Origin of the sequence: Bacillus sp. FSL R5-0431, assembly GCF_038002985.1 — a bacterium.
In the GTDB taxonomy this organism is placed as follows: domain Bacteria; phylum Bacillota; class Bacilli; order Bacillales; family Bacillaceae; genus Bacillus.
On record NZ_JBBOOG010000001.1, the window covers coordinates 1,154,062 to 1,175,893 of the forward strand.

Sequence of the window (21,832 nt, forward strand, 5' to 3'; positions counted from 1 at the left end):
CAGACACGCTTTCAAAAAATGCATATACTATCATGGAATAGGAAAGGAAGGGTTGCGATGAAACCAACTGAAACACCGTCACATATGCTTCAAGGTTATCCAGCGCAGTCAAATCAACAATCTGTTTATACGAAGAAAATCAAAAAAGCAGATTGCGGTTGTGGAAAGAAAAAGAAACCTCAATAGAACAAAAAACAAAAGCCGGATTTATCCGGTTTTTTTGTTGCCCTTTTTTTGAGTGATGCATATGTAAGAGAGAAGGGGTGACCAGAATGGATGCATTCGAACAATTAATCGGCTCCTTGTTCACTAAACCTCATGATGGAAAAGAACAAGCGCACGAAAAGGGTGAAATGGATCTAGCGGATAAAGCGAATGATCTTGAGCAGCACTTAAAGGTATTTGGCGAGAAGATGGATGCTTTTGCGAAAGAAACAGAAGCATTCATGATGCGTCATGGAGAGGCAGATTACGTCTTTAAACAGCAGAAATAAAAATTCCGCACTTTTTTATGTGATCGTCCAAACCATTTGTAGTATTTTTCATATTTTGTAAGGGAGAAGAGGAGGTGCTTATATATGAGTTGTTACGGTTACGGTGGCGGTTCTTGCGGCGGCTACGGCGGAGGTTATGGCGGCGGATATGGATCAACATTTGTTCTTGTCGTCGTGCTTTTCATCCTTCTAATCATCGTTGGTGCTTCTTTCTTTAACTAAACAGTAAGAAGGTGAGGGAAGCAATGGGGGAGCCTTTTGCTTTCCTTTCTCTTTGGGCAAACAAGGCTTTAGGATAGGCACATATCTCGCCTATTTTCATATAGTAAGGTGATTACTCCACAAAGAGGAGGCAAATGAATGGATAATAAATTCTTTAAAAGCGTTGAAAATAAAACGGGTGTGAATATGAATGATGTTTTTAAGCTTGCAGGTTCTTTGCAAAATGCCAACTTTAAAGATGAAGCAACGGTTCGAGGCGTCATTAAAAAAGTAGCGCAGCTTGCGAATAAGCGTGTACCTAAAGAAATGGAAGACAAAATCGTTCAATCGATTACAAGTGGAAAAGAAAAGCTTGATTTCAATACAATCGCTAAAATGATGAACAACAAAAAATAAACAACAGGCTCTCCGCTTAAAGGGGGGCCTGTTGTTTTTCTGTGAATAATTCTCGGTTTTTCTTTAGTAGGGGATACAAAAAGCGCGAGCGATGAGCGGTTTTTCCTCGCCTAAATGATGGAACAGATAGATAAAGAGATTGTTCAGCTCTTGTCATGGCCACGTATAATAAACGGCGTTCTTCTTCTAGGGCTTCTTCATCACCGTTTCTTAGTTCATCGAGTGAGAAATCATGAGGCAGTGCTCCGTCGACCACGCAAGTGATGTACACCGTTTGGAATTCAAGTCCCTTTGCGCGGTGAATCGTCATGAGCTGAACACCTGGTTCATCTGTTTTTTCCTTTTCGGCAGATTTCATATGTTCGGCATGTGCGAGAAAGGCTTCAATCGTTTCAAAGCGTTTGGCGGCGGTTTTTACATCTCGTACATCATCCGCCCCTTTTTCAAGCACATTCGTATCGTTCACTCGTTTTTTTAAGTAATCACCAAGTCCCATCTTTTGTTCAATAAACGCCACAGCGTCAGACGGCTTTAACGTTCGTAACGTGCGGAACAGAGGAACAATGGATTGCAGCTTTTTCCGTTGAAACGGCTGAATATCTGTTAGTTTTCCGAGTGCGTCTACCATTGAACAATCTTCCGTGATGGTCAGTGCCTTCATCGTGTTCAAGGCCTGCTGCTTTAAAAAGAAAACCGGAAGCAGCTGTTTCATAGCAGCCACATCATCGGCATCCTGACTTAAAGAGAGGAAGGCGAGAAGAACCCGAACAATTCGTCTGCTGTAGAAGGCTTTGACACCAGCCTCCGTCTCATACGGAATCGCGGATTGATGCAGACGCTCATAAATCGCGCGGCCTCCTGTATTGGTGCGAAAGAGCACGCAGATATCATTCGGCTTTGCGCCGTTTTTAATTTTCTCCTGAATATCTGCCACGATCATGGTCGCTTCCTCTTCCTCGTCATATGGATAAAAGAGCGTAGGCGGGATTGTCTCCGCACGGACGGCTTTTAACGTTTTTTCATAACGATGCTGATTTTTCTTAATAATGGCATCCGCACTTGCGACAATCGTATGATGCGACCGGTAATTCGCATGTAAATGGACGATTTGAGCCGAAGGATAGTCCCGTTTGAATTCAAGAATGAAAGCAGGATTGCTGCCCCTAAAGGCATAAATGGCTTGATCATCATCACCTACACAAAATAGCTGCTCAGATTCTCCAGCTAAAAGCTGAATCAATTGATATTGAACTGGATTAATATCCTGAAATTCATCCACTAAAATATACTTGAACCGTTCTTGATATCGTTTCAGCAATTCAGGCTGTTCTGTCAGCATGTGCAAGCAGGCGATTGCCATGTCATCAAAGTCAAATTGCTGATTGTCACGTTTTTGCTGTTCATAAGATTGATAGATCGTCCACATGTGTTTTTCCTTTTCATCCTTCACATCAGGAAGCTCGCCTGGTAAAAAAGCATTTTTCCAAAAGCCGATCGATTGCAGTACTTGATCGGTAGGGTAGTCTTTTTCATCAAGTCCTTCATTCATGATGGCTTTTCGAATGTACTGTTCCTTCTGCCAGTCAAACTTGATCAGGTGCTGGCCGTTCCATTTGCTTGCATCGTCATGAAGCAGCATTTTATAAAAAAGACTGTGGAAGGTGCCTGTCACCACTTGACTTGCTTGTGATGGATGAAGCTGGTATTGCTTGCGCAGTCTTTCTTTCATTTCACTGCTGGCTTTTGTGGTGAAAGTCACGAGTAAGATATGGTGAGCAGGAATATGATGATGTGACATGAGATATGCCGCTCTAGCTGTCAAGACTCTTGTTTTTCCGCTGCCAGCGCCAGCCAGCACCAGCATTGGACCGTCTTTATGTGTGACAGCTTGAAGCTGCGGTGTGCTAAAGGTAATATGCGGAAAGAGATCGATGGTATGTGCTTGTTCATTCTCTTCTAAATGTAACGCATCGCTAAATTGAATCGACCTTGGTTCCTGCCAGTCATATGATTCATTCGTTTGCGAGATGATCTGTTTACCTGTTGGAAAACGGAAGCCCCCAAGTTCTTTATAGGAAACACTTTCCTCTTGCTCTGCATTTTTTTTCTGATCTTCTTGTTCTTCTGCTTGTTCACACATCTCTTGCTGAGTCATATGTTTATGAATAAAGGCAGGTTCTTCATGTATATTTAATCTGAAAAAGACTGGTTGTCCGCAATATGGGCAGGATAAGTGCCCTTTTTTTCCCTCGTCATGGAGGAATTGATAATGTTCTCTCGAATACGTATGTAATGAGATCGTTCGATCATGTTGTCGTGCGCATTTCAAAGCTAGTCCTCCAATAGTTAATCAATCTTAAAAAGAAACACATCTAATCATATCAAATGAGACGTGTTTCAAACAGTCATAATTAGGGAATAGAAGAGAAGCAAAGGAGGCGTTCTTGATGGGATATATAGCCCCGATTCAGCCGGATCTGTATTTTCAATATATCAATCGTCCTGCTCCTCAGAATAAAGAAGACTACGCGAAAGTAACAAAGGTTACTCGCACCTTTCATGACAAGGTATACAGAGAGCTGGAGAAAAAAGAGGACTTAGTGACAGAAGCAGAAACGAAAGTACAGCAAAAAAAGCGGGAACGCTTTGTACGAGATATGTTTATGGAAGAAGGCAAAGGCGTTCATATTAATGCGTATATATAAATGATTGCGCTTTCTTCCCTTGACGAACGATGATAAAGAAAAGCGAGGGCATCATGGATGCTCTCGCTTTTTCTTTTGGTCAAACAGATAGTGTTTTTGTCATTTTGACATGTGTGATCCCTGCTTCTTCAAACGGTTCAGAAACGGCTTTGTAGCCTTTCTTTTCGTAGAAAGGAAGAGCTTGGACTTGTGCGTGCATAACCGCTTCCTTCGCTCCATTAGCAATGGCTTCTGTTTCCAGCGCTTCTAATAGTTTGTGGCCAAGGCCGAAAGCGCGCGCCTCTTTTAACACACAAATTCGTTCCAGCTTTGCCTTTGGCCCTTCAATGATCCGCAGTCTAGCGGCTGCCTGAGGCTTCATTTCATCATTATAAATGACAAAATGAATGGCCTCGTCCTCTAGTTCATCTATTTCAATCTCTAACGGGACTTCTTGTTCTTTTACGAACACTTCTTTTCGAACGTAGTATGCATCTTCTCGTTGTGTTTGTGCTGTTGCGATGACTGTTTTCAAATGTCTTTAACCCTCTTCTCCTAAAATAAATGTTTCATAGACGGTCCAAGATCCGTTCTCTAACTGATATAAAAGGTGGAAGCGATCCACGGTTTCTTCATGGTCAATCTTTCTCAGCTTTAATGTACCAAGTACGTCTGAGTGCTCATCATCTGATAGTTTTTGAGCTACTGTCACATGCGGAACAAAAGCATATTCAGGTGTGCCAGCAAGTGGATCTGCGTACAACCTTTCATTGAGCGCCATAATTTCCTCGTTCGGTTCTACTTTCATATAAATGACGTTGTTTACAGGAGCGAATGAACTGAATTTTTTAATACGTAACGTAATAGGAGAAGCATTTTTTGCATACTCTCTTAACGTTGAGACGACCTCAGCCGCTTCTAGATCCGTTAATTCAAAAGGTGTTCTTAATGTTAAATGAGGCGGTATGAGTGCATAGTTCGGATCATAACGCTTCCGGTAAGAGTTCGCAATATCTTGCAATTTTTTTGATGGAAATAAAACAACTCCGTATTTCATCGTGTTCCCTCCTGATTAAGAAAGTATTTATTATTGTTTATTATAACAAAATTCAGTTGATTAACGAATATGGGAGCATTCTTTTTAACGAAGGCGCAATGAGCGGCTGCCAAAACGTCCATTTATGATCCCCTTCGAATGTCTCAAATAAATAATCCGCACCTGACTGTTCAAGAAGGGCTTTTAAATCTTCGTTCGGCTGAATAAAATCAAGCACTTGGCCATCTGTCGTTTTCACAGCCGTTTCTTCCACCCCAATTTGATGGATAATGGCATAAGGAGAAAGGGCTGTCGACTGTTTAACGGCTTCTAGGACTGAATCATCAACGTAAGGAGACTGCAAAATCAGCCCGCCAAATAAAGAAGGATAATCAATCGCTGTCATAAGAGAAATCGTAGCACCTAGCGAATCACCAATAAACGTGCGTCCTGATCCAATTTGATAGGTTGGATAGTGCGTATCAATATAAGGGACAAGTTCATTTGCTAAAAAGCGTTTATATGCTTCAAACTTTGTGCCATCTGGATGATACGTATTCCGTCTTTCCGAGACATTTTCATAAGGGACACCAATGATAATCGAGCGTTCCATTTCTTTGTTTTGCATCAATTCTTCCGCCTGTCTGCCTATTTTGCCTAAGCGGAAATAATCATGACCATCTTGGGCAATGATGACATGATATGTATAAAGGGGGGAGTAATTGACTGGTAAATAGATCAAAAGGGTCATATCCGCCCCAAGTTCTTTTGAATGTAAGGTTTCTTCTTGAATAATGCCTGTTTTCTTCACCATAATCCATTCCTCCAGCTAACCAATTTCATCACAAAGTGAAACGTTTCCATTCATTGTAACATGAAAAACAGCGTTGTTCCTATATGCTAACATGCAATCCATTCAGTTGACATCGAATCTGTTATAAAATACAGAAAATTTTAATTAATTGGTCCGATTCCTCTTGAAAAATGAGATTTAATGCGTTACAGTATTAAGAATTAGAACAGACAGACAACACATTCTTATCGTGAGAGGTGGAGGGACTGGCCCTTTGAAACCTCAGCAACCGGTATGCATCACTTCATGTGATGTACCAAGGTGCTAAATCCAGCAAGCAGCTTTTTTGCTTGGAAGATAAGAGGAAGCGATTAAAACCCCTTCTTCTTATGAAGAAGGGGTTTTCTGTTTTGAAATCAGATTTTTACTTAGGATGGTGTCAAATGACAGAACATGTGGAAACGACATTAGCGCAAATTGGAAACCGCAGCGAAGAGGCGACTGGCACAGTCAGTCCCCCCGTTTATCTCTCAACAGCATACAGACATAGAGGCATAGGGGAATCAACCGGATTTGATTACATTCGAACGAAAAACCCAACAAGGCAGCTTGTAGAGGATGCGATTGCTTCACTCGAAGAAGGGACGGCCGGCTTTGCCTTCAGTTCGGGAATGGCTGCGATCCAAACGATCATGGCATTATTTGAAAGCGGAGATGAACTCATCGTCTCATCAGACCTATATGGCGGTACATACCGTTTGTTTGAAAACGAATGGAAAAAGTACGGCTTACGTTTTCTTTACGATGATTTTTCAGATGAAGACTGTTTACGTTCTAAAATCACGCCAAACACAAAAGCGGTCTTTATTGAAACGCCGACAAATCCACTTATGCAGGAAGCAGATATTCAAAAAATAGCAAAGATTGCAAAAGAATATGGCGCTTTGGTCATTGTCGATAACACCTTTTACACACCCGTTTTGCAAAAGCCGATTACACTTGGAGCGGACATTGTCATCCATAGCGCAACCAAATATTTAGGCGGACACAATGACGTCCTTGCCGGTCTTGTGGTGACAAAAGGAGAGCAGCTGTCTGAAGACATGTTCCAGCATCAAAACGCAATTGGAGCCGTTTTATCTCCGTTTGACTCATGGCTTTTAATGAGAGGAATGAAAACACTGGCTCTTAGAATGCGCCAGCACGAGGCAAATGCGAAGGAGCTGGCAGAGTTTTTAAAGAAACAGCCAGAAATTCAAGATGTCCTTTACCCAGGCAAGGGAGGAATGCTGTCATTCCGTGTAGCCAAGGAGGACTGGGTCAATCCATTTTTGAAGCAGCTGAAAACGATCTGTTTTGCTGAAAGTCTTGGCGGAATCGAAAGCTTTATTACGTATCCTGCAACGCAAACGCATATGGATATCCCAGAGGAGATTCGCATTGCAAATGGCGTTTGTAACAAACTGCTCCGTTTCTCCGTTGGCATTGAGCACGTAGATGACCTGAAAGCAGACCTGAAACAGGCACTATCACAAGTGAAAGAGGAGGTACACGCCAAATGACCACACACGATTGGACACTCGAAACCCAACTCGTTCATAATGCGTTTAAAACAGATCGTTCAACAGGTGCAGTCAGTGTGCCAATTCAGCATGCATCCACCTTTCATCAAAGCAGCTTCGATGAATTTGGTCAATATGACTACTCAAGATCGGGGACTCCTACACGTCAAGCATTAGAGGATACGATTGCGGCGCTAGAAGGAGGAACAAGAGGGCTTGCTTTTGCATCAGGCATGGCAGCCATCTCAACTGCTTTTCTTCTATTATCAAAGGGGGATCACGTCCTTGTCACAAGAGAGGTGTACGGTGGTACATTTCGGATGATCACCCAAGTTCTTTCTCGATTTGGCATTGAGCATACCTTTGTGGACATGACGGATTTGAATGAAGTCAAAAGAGGCATTCAATTGAATACAAAAGTCATTTACATGGAAACACCGTCAAACCCGACTCTAGGTATTACGGATATTGAGGGCGTCGTCCAGCTTGCGAAAGAACATGACTGTCTGACTTTTTTAGATAATACATTTTTAACACCCGCTCTTCAGCGTCCGCTTGACCTTGGCGTTGACGTAGTCCTGCACAGCGCAACGAAATTTTTGAGCGGTCACAGTGATGTACTGTCAGGCTTAGCTGTCGTGAAAGACGAGAAGCTGGGAGAAGAACTCTATTCGCTGCAAAACTCCTTTGGTGCGGTGCTTGGCGTGCAGGATTGCTGGCTTGTGTTAAGAGGGTTAAAAACCCTTCAGGTCAGATTAGAAAAAGCAAGCCAAACGGCCTTCGAACTGGCCTCATTTCTCAAAGAGCATCCTGCGGTGAAAAAAGTGTACTATCCAGGCTTAGATGACCATCCAGGGGCGGACATTCAGCGAAAGCAGGCAAGCGGAGCAGGAGCTGTTCTTTCATTTGAATTAGAAAACCAAGCAGCTGTCAAAGAATTGGTGGATGCTGTCACATTACCTGTATTCGCCGTCAGCCTTGGCGCCGTCGAATCCATTCTGTCATACCCAGCCAAAATGTCACATGCCGCTATGCCAAAAGAAGAAAGAGAAAAAAGAGGGATTACAGATGGCCTGCTTCGATTAAGTGTAGGGGTCGAAAACGGAGAAGACCTTAAACGCGACTTCAAACAAGCACTCGATCAACTTAAGCCAGTTCTTGTGAACCAATCATAAAGGAGAGAAAAAAGCCGGTCCGGTTACCGGCTTTTTGACCTTTTTTGAACAAAACCATTGACGACTGATCATGATGGTTATATAATAGAGAATGTCAGTAACAGAAAGCCCAGAACTGATACATAACCCGATTCCGTAGCTCAGCTGGGAGAGCGCTACCTTGACAGGGTAGAGGTCGCTGGTTCGAGCCCAGTCGGAATCATCGTTGAAACCCTTGCTAAGCAAGGGTTTTTTGTTTTTTTGACAACGAATATTTGTTCTGTTTCTTTTGATTGGGGACGAATTGGGGACGAACTTTATCCACCAGATTGTTTCTCAGTATTTTTAGGATCAAAACGACTAAAGTGTTCGACTTACCATCTGGCATCGTTAAAGTGACCGAGCCTTTGACAAGGGGTGCTAGAGTAAAAGCTCTACAGGAAGCACTGTCTGCTGTATTTTTCTATCCTGAAAAGGAAGCCAAAAACAATGGGATAGACGGCTACTTTGGCCAAAAACAGAAAATGCGGTCCCAGCTCATGCATGGCTTAGCGCTGAAGGTATCTATGGTCCGAAGACAAAAGCAGCTCTTCAAAAAGCATCGAAATAAGTAAATCCTGTCCTTTATTGGATATGGGTTTTTTGTGTTTTAATTGGTAAAAGTTGGTTATAAGGGTAGGTAAAACGTGATATGATTGTAAAAAGGAGGTAATATGATGACATTTAAAAGAGCGTTCAATATAGGTTATTTTGTTTTGCTTTTATTTTTTATTGTCGTATATTTCTTGCTTCCAGTCGATCAAATATTTACTGCAATCATCATCCTAACCGTACTATTTGGAGTATATCAATTTGTGATTTTCAAAAAACTAAAAGAACAAAAACAGCAATAAAAGACACCCTAGTCTGCATTAGAATGGGGCTATTTTTTTCAACCAGTTCCACACATATACATTTTTCCTGGAGAACTTATTTCGTCCAGTTTTTTATTTTTACGTTTACTGTCCGAGAACATTTTTAAATGTCTCTTTCTCCATAAGTAACAAATGTCAGTGTCTGCACGTGTTCCCCAACGTGCGGAGAAGTAACCTGTTTTCATTTTCAATTGGATCATTACTTGAGCAGCGGCAGCAGCAATCCAGCCAACATAAGGAATATGGTTTAAAATTGCTGCTGCAATTACTCCCAGCTGCCTTTCCCTCTACTGTAACACGGTAATGATCATATTTGGACCACGCCCATTTTCCCTTTTGTTTTTGTGTTGTGAAATTATTATTCGCTAACTGTTCAAGAGAATTACTAACTTTATTCATTTGATTTTCTAATACAATGCTATTTGCAATCTTATTTACTTGTTCTTCAATTGCGGCTATTTCGTAAGATTTTAGTTAATTACTAGAAACAGAAATATTACCTGTCTCTTTGTTAGAGGTATAGGTGGTTGTTCCAAGTTCAGTTTTAAAAATTGTAGATTAATAGCTTTATGCACTTTTCGAATAAATTAAAAGAAGCCCTAATCTAGAAATAACAGAGGAAAGATAAACTAATAACGTTCAGGAGAATACACATTTGATAAAATATTCAGTGGAGGGGAGAAAGATATGAAGTCACTTTTACTAATTGGACAATCAAATATGGCGGGGCGCGGCTTCAAGCATGAAGTGCCTCCGATTTATAATGAAAGAATCATGATGTTGCGAAATGGTAGATGGCAAATGATGACTGAACCCATTCATTTTGATAGGCCGGTAGCTGGCGTAGGACTGGCGGCTTCCTTTGCGGAGGCTTGGTGCAAGGATCATGAAGGAGAGAAGATTGGTCTTATTCCATGTGCCGAAGGTGGCAGTTCCATTGATGAGTGGTCGCTAGACGGAGCATTATTTCGTCATGCAATAAATGAAGCTAAATTTGCAAAGGAAAATAGCGAATTGGTCGGGATATTATGGCATCAAGGAGAAAGTGACAGCCAAGATGGGAAATACAAAGAATACTATGAAAAAATACAAAGATTATTTCATGAACTAAGAACTGAATTATCTGTACCTAACATTCCGCTTTTAATAGGAGGTTTGGGCGATTACTTGGGAAAGTTGGCATTTGGCGCAGGGTGTGTGGAATATCAACGTATTAATGAGGAACTACAAAAATATGCACATCATAATGAAAATTGCTATTATGTTACTGCGAAAGATCTTATATCTAACCCAGACGGAATTCACATCAATGCGATGTCCCAGAGAATATTTGGTATAAGATACTATGAAGCATTTCGAAAAAAAGAACATATACATGAGCCATTACCAAATGAAAATGAGTTAGTCAATGAATGTCATAATAGAATGAATACCTCAGCGGAGAAAAAATACATAGCACTAGAAAAGTTCACGTTGGGCAAGATTACTTACGAAGAGTTGCTGGAGGCTTTATCGTAGGTTAAGCTTATGGTAGCCTTTGAATGAAAACGTTATAACTCACAGTAGTGATAGACAGAAACATGACATATCTCTTGAAAGGATGATTGTGGTGGTGAAAACAGATAAAGTCTCCTCCTGAATACATGAAATCACATTCAGGAGGAGATAAAAAATGTTTAAACAAATAGACGAAAATTACCCGCGAAAAGAGCACTTTCATCATTATATGACGTTAACCCAATGCTCATATAGCCTTGTGATCGATCTAGACATCACGAATTTGCATTCCATATTGAAAGAAAAAAAGCTAAAAGTATATCCTGTGCAAATTTATTTGTTAGCAAGAGCTGTGCAAAAAATACGAGAGTTTCGAATGGATCAAGTGAACGATGAACTTGGCTACTGGGAACTTCTCCATCCTAGTTATACGATTTTAAATAAAGAAACGAAGACATTTTCAAGTATTTGGACGCCTTATGACGAAAACTTTGCTCAGTTTTATAAAAGCTGTGCAGCGGACATTGAAACATTTAGCGAAAGCAGCAAACTATTTCCAAAACCTAATATGCCAAAAAACATGTTCAATATTTCAAGTCTACCGTGGATTGATTTCACTTCTTTTCATCTTAATATATCTACAGATGAAACTTATTTACTGCCAATATTTACGTTAGGTCAATTTAAGATGAAAGAAGAAAAAATCATCCTGCCAGTCGCCATTCAAGTACATCATGGTGTTTCAGATGGCTATCACGTCGGTCAATATGTGGAATATTTGAGGTGGCTTATAGAACATTGTGAAGAGTGGTTAAATGATTCATTGCAGATTACCTGAAGACAAAAGGTGTTCTCATGGAAATCTAGAAGATGAAGGCAGACTGAAATGAGTCTGCCTTTTTGTTTTGTGATGATCATGAAATGTGCCAAAGGTTTACGATGCTACATTTGTTCTTTTTGCGGTTTCTTTTCGGTGCTTTGTAAATTATTGCATGTGATAATAAATGTAATATAAGGGAGTTTAGTGGAAGGGGAATAAGGGATGGAGAAAGTTCTTTCTTCACATGTAGGTGTGAAAATAAATGAATGGTATAAAATGATTCGGCAATTCAGTGTACCTGATGCAGAGATTTTGAAAGCTGAGGTAGAACAAGAAATTGAACGAATGGAAGAGGATCAAGATTTACTGATTTATTATCAATTGATGTGCTTTCGCCACCAGCTTATGCTTGATTATATTAAACCCTCAAAGCAGCGTTCTTTTTCGATAGCAGACTTAGTTGATAAAATTGAGAATTCTAATCATCAACTTTCCGGTATGTTGCAATATTACAATGCCTTTTTTAGAGGAATGCATGAATTTAGTAAGAAAGAATACATACAGGCTATCCAATATTATAAGATCGCTGAAAGGCAGCTTGCATTGGTTGTCGATAATATTGAGCAAGCAGAGTTTCATTTCAAGGTGGCTGAAGCCTACTATATTATGAAACAAACGCATGTTTCTATGCATCACATTATTAAGGCACTTGAAATTTACGATCAGTATGAGTTATACAAGATTAGAACAGTTCAATGTTTATTTGTAATAGCAGGAAATTATGATGATTTTAAGCAGTATGAAAAATCATTAATACACCTGAATAAAGCCTGTTCCATCGCTGAAAAAATAGCGGATAAAAGGTTGATTGCCAAGGTACTTTTAAATATAGGAAACAATTATGAAAAAAAACAAGATTATGCAAAGGCTATCCAATATTATCAAGAGTCCCTTGAAATATCAGAAGATGGTATGGACGATGTAAAATCGGTCATATATGTTAACCTTTGTTGGGCGCTATATAAGACAGGAAAAACTGATGAAGCATCCAAATTAGTGGATAAAGCTTTGAACCTGATCTCTCATAAAGAGAACCCGCACGAAATTCTATTAATACGTTCTATAAGAACTACATATGAAAGTAATGATGAGGATAAGATTCAAGCTATGCTTCAGACATTTGAAGAAAAGCAGTTGTTTGTTTTCGTAGAAGAATTCACTAAAAATCTTGCAGTTATTCATGAAAAAAGAGGAAAGTTTGAGAAAGCAACAGAATATTACAGGATGGCATTTCAAGCCCAACAAAATATTCAAAAAGGAGAGTGTCTTTATGAGTATTAAAAAAATGATTATTATAAGCTCTATAATCTTTCTAGGTGCAGGTGTATATGAAGCATCTAGTACGATAAAACCAGCATCAAATCGAAATACAACAATGGAAGATTCGAATAGAAATACAACTTTCATTCCACAAAAAATCGATCGAAACACAGCATCTCAAAACGTTTAGATGAAAAGAAAACAGACCTTAAGAAGGTCTGTTTTCTTTTTGGGAAACATGTTAAAACAACAAGGCCTATAATAAAACCTTCACAGATATCTTCTACCTTTATTAAGCATAAGGATTTCCATACTTATGACAATATTCATAAAAACCATAACGATTCATAAATATTATTTTTTCAATGTTCTCAGGAGTATCAAATTCTATCATTTCTAAAGTTAAACTAGTAAATTCAATCGGGGCAGTTCCATTTGCGGTGACCAATTGTTTATCTCTTACCGCCTGTTTCTCTATGAACTCACAGGTCGGTTCATAATGTTCGTCATCTCTCCATAAATCAGCAGAATTCCCCGTATGGCTATGATGATTCAACAATCCATTTTTCGCCAAATAATCCACTGCTCCGCATATCGCCGCTACCGGAATGTTTTGACGAAATGTATTTTCAACAAAATGTAAAAGCTTTTTACTGTCATCACCCCAGGAGTTCCCACCAATCATCACGAGCAAATCAAAATGGTCAGGTTCTGATCCTATGATGTAATCGACAGTTGTTTTAAAACCACCTATTGAACGAACAATTTGCTCTAAAGAAATAGTATAAACTGACCAATCTTCCTTTTGATTTAATGAAGAGGCTAAATAAGCACCTTCCCAATCAGCATACTCATCTAATAGAAGAAAAAACACCTTTTTCATTATTTGTCGCTCCTTAGATTCGTTTTTAACATAATGATAGAGAGTCCACTGTTAAATGGACCTGTGATCTTTCTTTTTATTATATCAATTTCAAAGTGACAGTAAGTGTATAAAATGAGCAAATGAATCGTTGGTCAATGTTATACTTATCTCAATAGATACAAGGAGGCACCCACTTTGAAATCATTCTGGGAAAAAGAAGAAGAGAGTCCTTTTACGTTAAAAAACATAGATGAGGAACAAATTCGTGAAGCAGAGGGAACACTTGGAGTCACTTTACCTGATACATACAAAAGCTCATTTTAGAATGGAATGGCGGCTTTACAGTTCGTAATGCTTTTCCAACTGAACAGCCGAATTCATGGGCAGAGGATCATGTTCAATTTGACCATCTAAGAGGAATCGCCAAAGGTGATGGAATTATGAACAGTCCTCAGTTAAGTGATGAATTGGATCTGCCTGAGGGACTTATTTTCATCAGCGGGGAAGAAGATACATGGATCGCAATGGACTACCGAGAAACGAAGGAACGTCCTCCTATTCACTATTTTGATTTAGAGCTGGAAGTAGATTTTAAGCTGGCAGCTACTTTCGATGATTTTATTGAGAAGTTATATACAGCTGAAGATGCGATGGTCGAAGTAGTAGAAATTGAGGAGGAAGCTTCGGATTTGTATGTCAGTAAAGAAGAGCTTGATCTCATATTTGAGAGGCAAGACCTTTGTCAGCAGAATCTCTTCAAAATGGCACATTATCCGATGGAAGAAATGGAAGAGATCGAATGGTTTTTTGATCGTATGAAAAAATGCATTATACAGATAAAAGATCAAAATGTCTTGTATGAAGCAGCCACAACGATTCACTCCATCCTTTTGTTAAATCCAGATATGCCAAGGAATGACCGTATCAATCAAGAGCTGCAAGAAATTGCTGAGTTTCTAGAGAATAGTGGAGAGCCTCGTACCGTCTTTTTGGGAGAAGACATTCATCCAGTGAAAAAAAAGCCCTAAAAAGGGCTTTTTTTAAGTAGCTTGATCTAATTCTTGAAAAAACTGTTTGAGTTGATCAATGAAAACTGATTTGGATTTTCCTTTTTTATAAATGAACTCGATATTGATGTTGAAATTGATGGATGGATCTATCGAAATTTGTTTTAATGGTCCTTGCTCTAACTCATTTCTAACGCAATGATGAGGAAGAAACGATAGTCCCATTCCTTGATATTCAGGTGGGAGAGTAAATCCGATTTCAACGTTTCTAGGCTCACTGGCAAGTGTGTGAATGGCGCAATCTCCTATCAGTTGATTGGATTCAGGTAAGGCAATAGCGTATTGAAACCATGTCCCCGGTTGATTAGGTTTTTGCGTCATTTGATGTTTAACAAATGATTCAGCTTCTTCGTACGTATAGTTTTCTCAAGATTGATATGTTGCAATAGAGGGATTTGCTCGATACTGCTAGAATGCTTCAATATCTTGCAGATCAAATTGGCGAATAACTACCCGGTTTGTCCTTGTAAATATGCTGTTTGCATTCTTCATGTTTTACCCTCATTTTTTAGTTTGTTTTTGATTTGAAAAAGTCTATCAGCCATTCAGATAGTTGCTGTTGTGCTTTACTGACAAATCGATCTGCATAATAAGTTAATTCTAAGTGACGAACAGGTGCCGGATCAGCAATAGGAATCGAAACAATATTTGGCCACGTCGAATGATGTTGCAGCAATCCTCGCGGCTGAATGGTTGCACCGATGCCGGCTTCAACCAGCTGCAATAATGAAGATGCGGACCCAACTTCCATGACGGTGTCCAGTTCAACACCCTGTTCTTTACATACGTCATCTACTAAATCCCTTCCTAGATATCCCTTCGGATACATGACCAAGGCATGCTGCGTCAGCTCTTCCAATGTCACTTCACTCTTTTGGGCTAGATCACTTTCTGAATGAACAAATAATTCGTAGGGCTCACTTCCAAGTGGAATTTGAACGAGGCGCTTATCCGTAGGCCCTCGCAGCCCGATGCCGAGATCCACTTTATGTGAAAGGACTTCTTCACGCACGAAGATATTTGAATATGCTTTCAGATTGGTTTCGGGATAAAGTGTTTTAAATTCTACAAATAGCGGAACAAGCTGAAAGTCAAGATCGGAGGGGAGTACTGCAAGTCGTACGGTTCCTCGTTTTTCAGATAACAGTTCTTTCATCGCATTTTTCGCATCTCTTTCAGCTTGAAGCATTTTCATACCATATTGATAAAGCAGAGAACCAGCTTCGGTTGCAACGACTTTTTTACCGATTCGATCAAAGAGCGGCATCCCAACTTCAGCTTCAAGCAGACGGATCTGTTGGCTTAATGTAGGCTGTGATATCCCTAATTGCTCAGCAGCTTTTGTGAAATGTAAATGATCGAATACAGCCATGAAATATGTAATATGACGAGTATCCATTTGTCATCCTTTCATGAATAATAGTTTTTTACTATCATCATAATACGAATTATTGTATTGATCAATGATTGCGGCAGATTTATACTCAAAGTAACTTCAACAAGATGAGAGAGGAAGAAGAGCATTGATGAAAAAAATATTTTATTTAGCCGCTTTATTTTTAGCTGCACTAAACTTGCGCCCAATTATTACGTCCGTGGCTTCTATGATGAGCATGATCCAAACAGACCTTGGTGTCAGTGCACTGACAGCAAGTCTTCTAACTACTTTACCGGTCTTGTGCATGGGGGTCTTTGCACCTGTAGCAACTAAACTAAGCCGCCGTTTTGGTTTAGAGAGAACCCTCTTTTTCTCGATTCTTCTCATCACGATCGCTACTGGATTACGTGGGACGAGTCAAACGGTTGCCATCCTTCTCATCACTGCATTTGCAGGAGGAGTTGGAATTAGCTTTGCAGGACCTTTATTGTCTAGTTTTATCAAAAAGTATTTTCCGAAAAGCCCGGGGATTGTGAGTGTCTATTCTATTTCGATGACGATTGGGGCAGCACTTGCTTCCGGATTCACCATTCCGATTTATCTTCGCAGTGAGCATAACCTTCCGTTCGCCTTGTCTTGCTGGGCGGTTTTAGGGATGATCGCATTAATCTTATGGCTAGGGCTGGCTCGGAAAAAACAACAGGCTGATCATGCAGTTTTACCGCTAAGGCTACCGCTGCGAAACAAAAAAGCCATTCAATTCACCTTGTTTTTTGGCTTTATGTCCAGCATGTTCTATTCGTTAACAGCATGGATTTCACCCATCGCCCTTAGTTTTGGAAATAGTCCACAGTATGCCGCCATGCTGCTAACGATATTTACACTGATTCAGATTCCGGTGGCACTACTCGTTCCAGGAGTCGTCACTCGCTTAGGAAAACCGAAATTATTTCTGATCTTATGCAGCGTGTCAGAGCTGATCGGCCTTATTTTCCTTCTACTTCCAATGCCTATTTTGCCAGCCGTCATTTTTCTAGGGATTGGGGCAGGTGGATTATTTCCCTTAGCACTTATGCTGCCCATTATTGAGACGCGTACACCGGAGGAAGCTGGTACATGGTCCGCTATGTCGCAGATGGGCGGATACATCATGGGCGGGTTTGGTCCGTTTTTCATTGGCTTGGTTTTCGATCTAAGCGGACATTTTCAAGCTTCCATTGTCGCAATGCTCGTCATTGTCTCATTGATGATTGGCGTTCAGTTATCAATGAAATTAGGTAGAAAAGAGGAAGAAGTGTCGAGTTAAATCATGCTGCTTCACATTTCAATCAAAACGGGGAGGTTTTATTGCTTAAGAAGGAGAGCCTGGGGAGAGATACTGGGTGCTTGTTGATGATGGAACGTAAGGAATGTCTTCATTTTTCGCAGCCGCTTTTATAGCTTTTCTTTATTGAGTTTGCGCAATAATGGAATATTTCACAAAATAATAGAGTCACCTAAAGGAGACAAGTATTGTCTCTCTTTTGTTGTTTTAGGAGTAAACACGAGTGATACTTTCATTTAACCAGAAATGCTATTGCTTTTTTGCTCGATTAAGAGTTTGATTATAATAGAGACTGTAAAACAGAAGGCGATAGAATAATTCAGTATCATGAGCTCAAGTTATTTTTTGTACTTTTGCAAGATATGTTCCGAGAAAAATTTGCACAAAAAGAACTAGAGGTGAATAATATGACAACCTATGAGTCGAAGGATATTTTAAAGCAAGCAATCATGAAGACGTACAATCAATACGATGAAGAATTCGATATGATTCGAGAAGAAATGAAAGATGATCGAATAGAGGATGTAAGCCGAACTCCTGCAGAAAATTTGGCCTATCAAGTTGGTTGGACAACCCTGCTGCTTCAATGGGAGCAAGACGAAACTGAAGGAAAGGTTGTCCATACGCCAGCAGAAGGTTATAAATGGAATCAGCTTGGCATATTATATTCTCTTTTTAATGAGAAGTATGCCTGCCAATCACTAGTCTCATTAAGAGCTCAGCTCAAACAGAATGTTTTAACTATTTGTGATATGTTGGATCGTATGAGTGAAGAGGAATTGTTTGAACCTCATCAACGAAAATGGGCGGATGACGCTACAGCAAAGGCTGTTTGGCCAGTTTATAAATTTATTCATGTGAATACCGTTGCCCCTTTTAAAAATTTCCGTACTCAAATTCGTAAATGGAAACGATTAAAACAAGTATGACGTGAAGGATATACTAGATGTACATATTTCGTTAGAACTAAACCTGATTGTATCATCTTATTTCAGAGAGAACAGGGGGGCGCTGATTCGAGCCCAGTTATTCCTCCTTATCAAAATTACGATCACTCACATGGCTTCTTTACAGGAGCTTTTTTTCTTATTTTTGCGGTTTCTTTTCGGTGTCGGACGATTCAAAAAATGATAATATATGTCATTATAGGGAAAATAGAGGAAGGGGTAAGGGCTGATGGAGAAAGTGCTTTCTTCTCACGTCGGCTTGAAAATCAATGAATGGTATTATCATATTCAAAGATTTAACGTACCGGACGCCGAGGCATATAAAGAAGAAATCAAATCAATGCTTGATCATATGGAAGAGAATCAGGATTTATTATTGTATTTCTCACTTATGGAGTTCAGACATAAATTAATGCTTGATTACTTGAATCCTTTAGAAAATGGGAAAGAGCGGGCGAACTTTAGGGAACTCGCAATGAAGATCAAAAGAAATTAACAGGATTGCTCGAGTAGTACTTCAATTTTTTCTACGGCATGTACGAATTTGAAAACTACGAATACCTCAATGCGATTACCTTCTATAAGCGGGCAGAAAAAAAGCTGTCTCTTGTCAGCGACGATATTGAACGTGCCGAGTTCAATTACAAGATGGCAGAAATCTATTACCACATGAAACAAACCCACATGTCGATGCACCATATCGCACAGGCAATAGAATGTTATCGAGAAAAAGATACATACACAGTCAGAGAAATCCAATGTTCTTTTGTCATTGGGTTAAACTATATAGATATGGGCTGCCCCGAAAAAGCAATACCTCATTTTCAACACGCACTAGAAAAAGCCGCCGACAACTCAACAAAACGATTAAAAGGATCAGCACTTTATAATTTAGGGTTGAGTTATTTTCATAACAAAGAATTAGCACAAGCGATTATTCACTTTAATGACTCGATTAGAGCATTTAGAGAGCAGGGATACGAGCATTTAAATAGAATCTTAGATCCGCTCATTATGTTGTCAAAAGCCTACTTCAAAATGAAAGAACAGGATTTAGGTACATACGCTTTAAATAACGGAATAGAACTATCTGAAAAGCTGAAAGATCATGTTCTATTATTGATATTCAAGTTTTTAAGATCCCTATACATTGACAACAATTTTGAGCAGTTGGAAAAAATAATGGAATTGTTAGAAATAAAGTCAATGTATCCTGACCTGGAAGATTTAGCAAAAGATGCTGCAAAATATTATAATGAGATGGGAGATAAAGACAATGCCATGCATTTCTATGAAAAGATTCTTTATTTCCAAACTCAAGTGAAGCGGGGGGACTGTCAGTATGAAATTTAAAACGTTATCAGTAGTATTCGTGATGATTAGTGTCATAAGTGTTGTTAGTTATTTTACGTCAGAAGTGACAGCAAGTCATGATGAAGCTAGGAGAGGTCATACTGCAAGTATTGGTTATACTGCTTAAGTAAAAAGCCCTTTAAGGGCTTTTTACTATAAAACGGAATATATGCTATGAATAAAGAATATTTTTTCCATAGAAAACATACTGAGGAGGAAGTAAAATGACAATGTTAAAATCAACATTATTTCTAAGGATTTTCATTATATTTTTTGCTTTAACCTTTATGATTAGTCTGTTCAATATGGCTGTGTTTCCAGGGACGCCAGCGTCTTATTATGTTGGCCTGATTTGTAAGATGTTGTTTATCAGTTTGTTAAATGGTCTATTTTTCGGAACAATTATCTATTTGATTGTCACCCTTCTCTTTGCTAAATCTTCAAAGGAAAATCAATAAACAAGTGAGCGGCTAAAGACCGTTCTTTTTTATTTTTAAAAATTGGACATGCTATTTTAAGAGAAAATGAGATGACTTAATTTATGATCTAAATCGCAATTCCTGTAAATGTTTTTCCATCATACATTCAATTATTTTTAATAACTTACTGCATTATATTTTAAAGGGTGTTACCGTTGGATGTAAGGAATGATTGGCCAATCTTCCAATAAGAGTTGGAGGGAAATCATGAATTGCAAAATTGAAATATTAAGCAATATGAAGATGGTGTATATGAGGAATATAGGACCGTATGGAAGCAAAATGAATATAGAAATGATGAAGCATTTTAAAAAATGGATCAATAAACATCAATTAAATGATGAATTAAAGAAACATGGCATATACGGGGTTCCTCAAGATGATCCTGCAAGGACTTTACCTGAAAAATGCAGATATGACCTCATGATCATGACAAATAGAGATTTCTCTAATGATCAAATGGTTCAGACTGGTTATTTTGAAGGCGGAAAGTATGCTGTTTTTACAGTGAGGCATACAACTGAAAAAGTGAATTTGTTTTGGAGTCAATTACCTGACTATATTCAGAACAATCAATTGAACATGCGTCAGGCACCTACTATAGAGCGATATAGAGAAGAGGAAGGCGAAGATAAGGTGTGTGAATTCTTACTGCCTATCTTTTAGACAATTTATCGAACGTCAATGAAAACAGACCTTTATGGTCTGTTTTTATGGTTAAATCATCTAGGACTCGTTGCTTCAAATGCTATACTAAGGCTAAACTATAAATGAAGGGTCATGATAGGAGGAGCATTGTGTGATATTCATCATAGGCATTGTCATTGCTTTTATGATTGCTATTTTAGGTTTTACTGTTTTAGTAGATGTAGGGAATGGATTGGGGACGGCTCTCAGCATCATCGGAGGACTGGTCATTTTATTCATAGCCGGTAGATTACAAAGACGAAAAGAACAGAATGATCCCAACATATTATTAGATAAGATGATGATGCTTTTTCACGAAGATGGATTTCAGGCATCTGCATATATCTTTTCAGAGCAAGTTGATAAGGGATTTGCGATTGATGATGAGTTAAAGAAAATGCGCTTTATTGAACATCAACCTGGCGGGTCAACTAGAAAAAATAGATTTGCAGTCACTGAGCTTTCCTTGAAAGATTTGAAACAAGTTGAGATATTAGAAGATGGTGTGCCGATTGAATATTCAGCTGAGAGTGATGATAAAGAAGAGGTCTCGACGCTTGAATTAAGGTTAACAATGAATGACCAAGAATCATCCACGATTACAATCAACTTCCTGCAATTTGATGTGCCTGTTCGTAAGAGCAATGCTCAATACTTAACTGAACGGGAAAATTTGCAGGAGATTTATCATGATATTGATGCAATGATGAAATCTGCGGATGAAATTGAATATCATCGCTCATAGAGAAGAAATCACAGTTGATGTGGTTTCTTTTTTTATGTGTAACAAGACAAAGCAGGTCCAGTCATTGTAGTTGAATGTTTTTCTCAAAAATGAAT

At 39.1% G+C, this 21,832-nt stretch carries 24 protein-coding genes, 1 tRNA gene, 3 pseudogenes and 1 riboswitch; of the genes and pseudogenes, 21 read left to right on the plus strand and 7 right to left on the minus strand.

All coding sequences use genetic code 11. The features are described 5' to 3' along the window. Positions 1–57: 57 nt before the first annotated feature. The 4 genes from MKZ03_RS05650 to MKZ03_RS05665 all read left to right on the plus strand — a co-directional run bounded on the left by MKZ03_RS05650 (position 58) and on the right by MKZ03_RS05665 (position 1,112). A complete protein-coding gene (locus MKZ03_RS05650) occupies positions 58–186 on the plus strand; it encodes a hypothetical protein (protein ID WP_258182060.1) in 129 nt (42 codons plus the stop codon). Positions 187–272: 86 nt separating this feature from the next. Further along, on the plus strand, positions 273–494 hold the full coding sequence (locus MKZ03_RS05655) for a hypothetical protein (RefSeq protein WP_060596024.1): 222 nt from the start codon (positions 273–275) through the stop codon (positions 492–494). An 84-nt stretch (positions 495–578) separates the two neighbouring features. Continuing rightward, a complete protein-coding gene (locus tag MKZ03_RS05660) occupies positions 579–716 on the plus strand; it encodes a YjcZ family sporulation protein (RefSeq protein WP_003212017.1) in 138 nt (45 codons plus the stop codon). A 138-nt stretch (positions 717–854) separates the two neighbouring features. After that, positions 855–1,112, plus strand: a complete 258-nt coding sequence (locus MKZ03_RS05665; protein WP_003212292.1) for a stage VI sporulation protein F — start codon at positions 855–857, stop codon at positions 1,110–1,112. 16 nt (positions 1,113–1,128) lie between these two features. On the opposite strand, the gene MKZ03_RS05670 is transcribed toward MKZ03_RS05665, so the two are convergent. Then, positions 1,129–3,441: an ATP-dependent helicase gene (locus MKZ03_RS05670; protein ID WP_341031225.1), complete on the minus strand. Its 2,313-nt coding sequence runs from the start codon at positions 3,439–3,441 to the stop codon at positions 1,129–1,131. 118 nt (positions 3,442–3,559) lie between these two features. On the opposite strand from MKZ03_RS05670, the gene MKZ03_RS05675 reads away from it, so the two are divergent. Beyond that, positions 3,560–3,817, plus strand: coding sequence for a hypothetical protein (locus tag MKZ03_RS05675; protein ID WP_341031227.1), 258 nt, complete (start codon positions 3,560–3,562; stop codon positions 3,815–3,817). Between the two features lie 79 nt (positions 3,818–3,896). Here the strand turns inward: MKZ03_RS05675 and MKZ03_RS05680 are convergent, their stop codons facing one another. Genes MKZ03_RS05680 through MKZ03_RS05690 form a run of 3 tightly spaced genes read right to left on the minus strand, consistent with a single transcriptional unit; the run spans position 3,897 to position 5,646 of the window. After that, positions 3,897–4,331, minus strand: coding sequence for a GNAT family N-acetyltransferase (locus tag MKZ03_RS05680; RefSeq protein ID WP_058014269.1), 435 nt, complete (start codon positions 4,329–4,331; stop codon positions 3,897–3,899). Positions 4,332–4,337: 6 nt separating this feature from the next. Beyond that, a complete protein-coding gene (locus MKZ03_RS05685; protein ID WP_106031519.1) occupies positions 4,338–4,853 on the minus strand; it encodes a YjcG family protein in 516 nt (171 codons plus the stop codon). Between the two features lie 52 nt (positions 4,854–4,905). Then, positions 4,906–5,646, minus strand: a complete 741-nt coding sequence (locus MKZ03_RS05690; RefSeq protein ID WP_034663170.1) for an alpha/beta hydrolase — start codon at positions 5,644–5,646, stop codon at positions 4,906–4,908. Between the two features lie 221 nt (positions 5,647–5,867). Continuing rightward, positions 5,868–5,989, plus strand: a riboswitch (SAM riboswitch). A gap of 79 nt (positions 5,990–6,068) precedes the next feature. Here MKZ03_RS05690 and MKZ03_RS05695 point away from each other — a divergent pair. From MKZ03_RS05695 to MKZ03_RS05735, 9 genes are all read left to right on the plus strand, one after another. Further along, entirely contained in the window at positions 6,069–7,187 is a 1,119-nt protein-coding gene (locus tag MKZ03_RS05695) for a methionine biosynthesis PLP-dependent protein (RefSeq protein WP_066031026.1), read from the plus strand. Then, positions 7,184–8,362, plus strand: coding sequence for a cystathionine beta-lyase (metC, locus tag MKZ03_RS05700; protein ID WP_341031230.1), 1,179 nt, complete (start codon positions 7,184–7,186; stop codon positions 8,360–8,362). The genes MKZ03_RS05695 and metC overlap by 4 nt, the downstream gene beginning before the upstream one ends. A 129-nt stretch (positions 8,363–8,491) precedes the next feature. Next, positions 8,492–8,564, plus strand: a tRNA-Val gene (locus MKZ03_RS05705). 142 nt (positions 8,565–8,706) lie between these two features. Then, on the plus strand, positions 8,707–8,955 hold the full coding sequence (locus MKZ03_RS05710; protein WP_341031232.1) for a hypothetical protein: 249 nt from the start codon (positions 8,707–8,709) through the stop codon (positions 8,953–8,955). A 102-nt stretch (positions 8,956–9,057) separates the two neighbouring features. Next, on the plus strand, positions 9,058–9,234 hold the full coding sequence (locus MKZ03_RS05715; RefSeq protein WP_187704447.1) for a hypothetical protein: 177 nt from the start codon (positions 9,058–9,060) through the stop codon (positions 9,232–9,234). A gap of 708 nt (positions 9,235–9,942) precedes the next feature. Then, entirely contained in the window at positions 9,943–10,773 is an 831-nt protein-coding gene (locus MKZ03_RS05720) for a sialate O-acetylesterase (protein WP_341031235.1), read from the plus strand. A gap of 154 nt (positions 10,774–10,927) precedes the next feature. Further along, entirely contained in the window at positions 10,928–11,590 is a 663-nt protein-coding gene (catA, locus tag MKZ03_RS05725) for a type A chloramphenicol O-acetyltransferase (RefSeq protein ID WP_341031236.1), read from the plus strand. A gap of 204 nt (positions 11,591–11,794) precedes the next feature. Beyond that, on the plus strand, positions 11,795–12,913 hold the full coding sequence (locus MKZ03_RS05730) for a Rap family tetratricopeptide repeat protein (RefSeq protein ID WP_334748690.1): 1,119 nt from the start codon (positions 11,795–11,797) through the stop codon (positions 12,911–12,913). Continuing rightward, complete coding sequence (locus MKZ03_RS05735) at positions 12,903–13,082, plus strand: RapH phosphatase inhibitor (protein WP_099727532.1); 180 nt, start codon at positions 12,903–12,905, stop codon at positions 13,080–13,082. Before MKZ03_RS05730 ends, MKZ03_RS05735 begins: the two co-directional genes overlap by 11 nt. Positions 13,083–13,184: 102 nt before the next feature. Here the strand turns inward: MKZ03_RS05735 and MKZ03_RS05740 are convergent, their stop codons facing one another. Continuing rightward, the gene (locus MKZ03_RS05740) at positions 13,185–13,775 is read right to left on the minus strand and encodes a type 1 glutamine amidotransferase family protein (RefSeq protein ID WP_106038834.1); all 591 of its coding nucleotides are present in this window, start codon (positions 13,773–13,775) and stop codon (positions 13,185–13,187) included. A gap of 177 nt (positions 13,776–13,952) precedes the next feature. Between MKZ03_RS05740 and MKZ03_RS05745 the strand changes: the two are divergent. After that, positions 13,953–14,785 (plus strand): annotated as a pseudogene (locus tag MKZ03_RS05745) (SMI1/KNR4 family protein). Positions 14,786–14,983: 198 nt separating this feature from the next. Here the strand turns inward: MKZ03_RS05745 and MKZ03_RS19000 are convergent. Both MKZ03_RS19000 and MKZ03_RS05755 read right to left on the minus strand, forming a co-directional pair. Further along, positions 14,984–15,316 (minus strand): annotated as a pseudogene (locus MKZ03_RS19000) (GNAT family N-acetyltransferase); the annotation flags it as partial. Positions 15,317–15,332: 16 nt separating this feature from the next. Then, on the minus strand, positions 15,333–16,223 hold the full coding sequence (locus MKZ03_RS05755; RefSeq protein ID WP_106038833.1) for a LysR family transcriptional regulator: 891 nt from the start codon (positions 16,221–16,223) through the stop codon (positions 15,333–15,335). A 127-nt stretch (positions 16,224–16,350) separates the two neighbouring features. On the opposite strand from MKZ03_RS05755, the gene MKZ03_RS05760 reads away from it, so the two are divergent. The 6 genes and pseudogenes from MKZ03_RS05760 (at position 16,351) to MKZ03_RS05785 (ending at position 21,737) form a co-directional block, all read left to right on the plus strand. Further along, on the plus strand, positions 16,351–17,508 hold the full coding sequence (locus tag MKZ03_RS05760; protein WP_034663135.1) for an MFS transporter: 1,158 nt from the start codon (positions 16,351–16,353) through the stop codon (positions 17,506–17,508). 425 nt (positions 17,509–17,933) lie between these two features. Further along, complete coding sequence (locus MKZ03_RS05765) at positions 17,934–18,455, plus strand: ClbS/DfsB family four-helix bundle protein (protein WP_341031240.1); 522 nt, start codon at positions 17,934–17,936, stop codon at positions 18,453–18,455. A 247-nt stretch (positions 18,456–18,702) separates the two neighbouring features. Beyond that, a pseudogene (locus tag MKZ03_RS05770) lies at positions 18,703–19,826 on the plus strand (response regulator aspartate phosphatase). A 224-nt stretch (positions 19,827–20,050) separates the two neighbouring features. Further along, entirely contained in the window at positions 20,051–20,284 is a 234-nt protein-coding gene (locus tag MKZ03_RS05775) for a hypothetical protein (RefSeq protein WP_341031242.1), read from the plus strand. A 228-nt stretch (positions 20,285–20,512) separates the two neighbouring features. Further along, positions 20,513–20,971 carry an AraC family transcriptional regulator gene (locus MKZ03_RS05780; protein ID WP_034663126.1) on the plus strand — a complete coding sequence of 153 codons (459 nt, stop codon included), beginning with the start codon at positions 20,513–20,515 and terminating at the stop codon, positions 20,969–20,971. 133 nt (positions 20,972–21,104) lie between these two features. Beyond that, positions 21,105–21,737, plus strand: coding sequence for a hypothetical protein (locus MKZ03_RS05785; protein ID WP_341031244.1), 633 nt, complete (start codon positions 21,105–21,107; stop codon positions 21,735–21,737). Positions 21,738–21,832 lie beyond the last annotated feature (95 nt).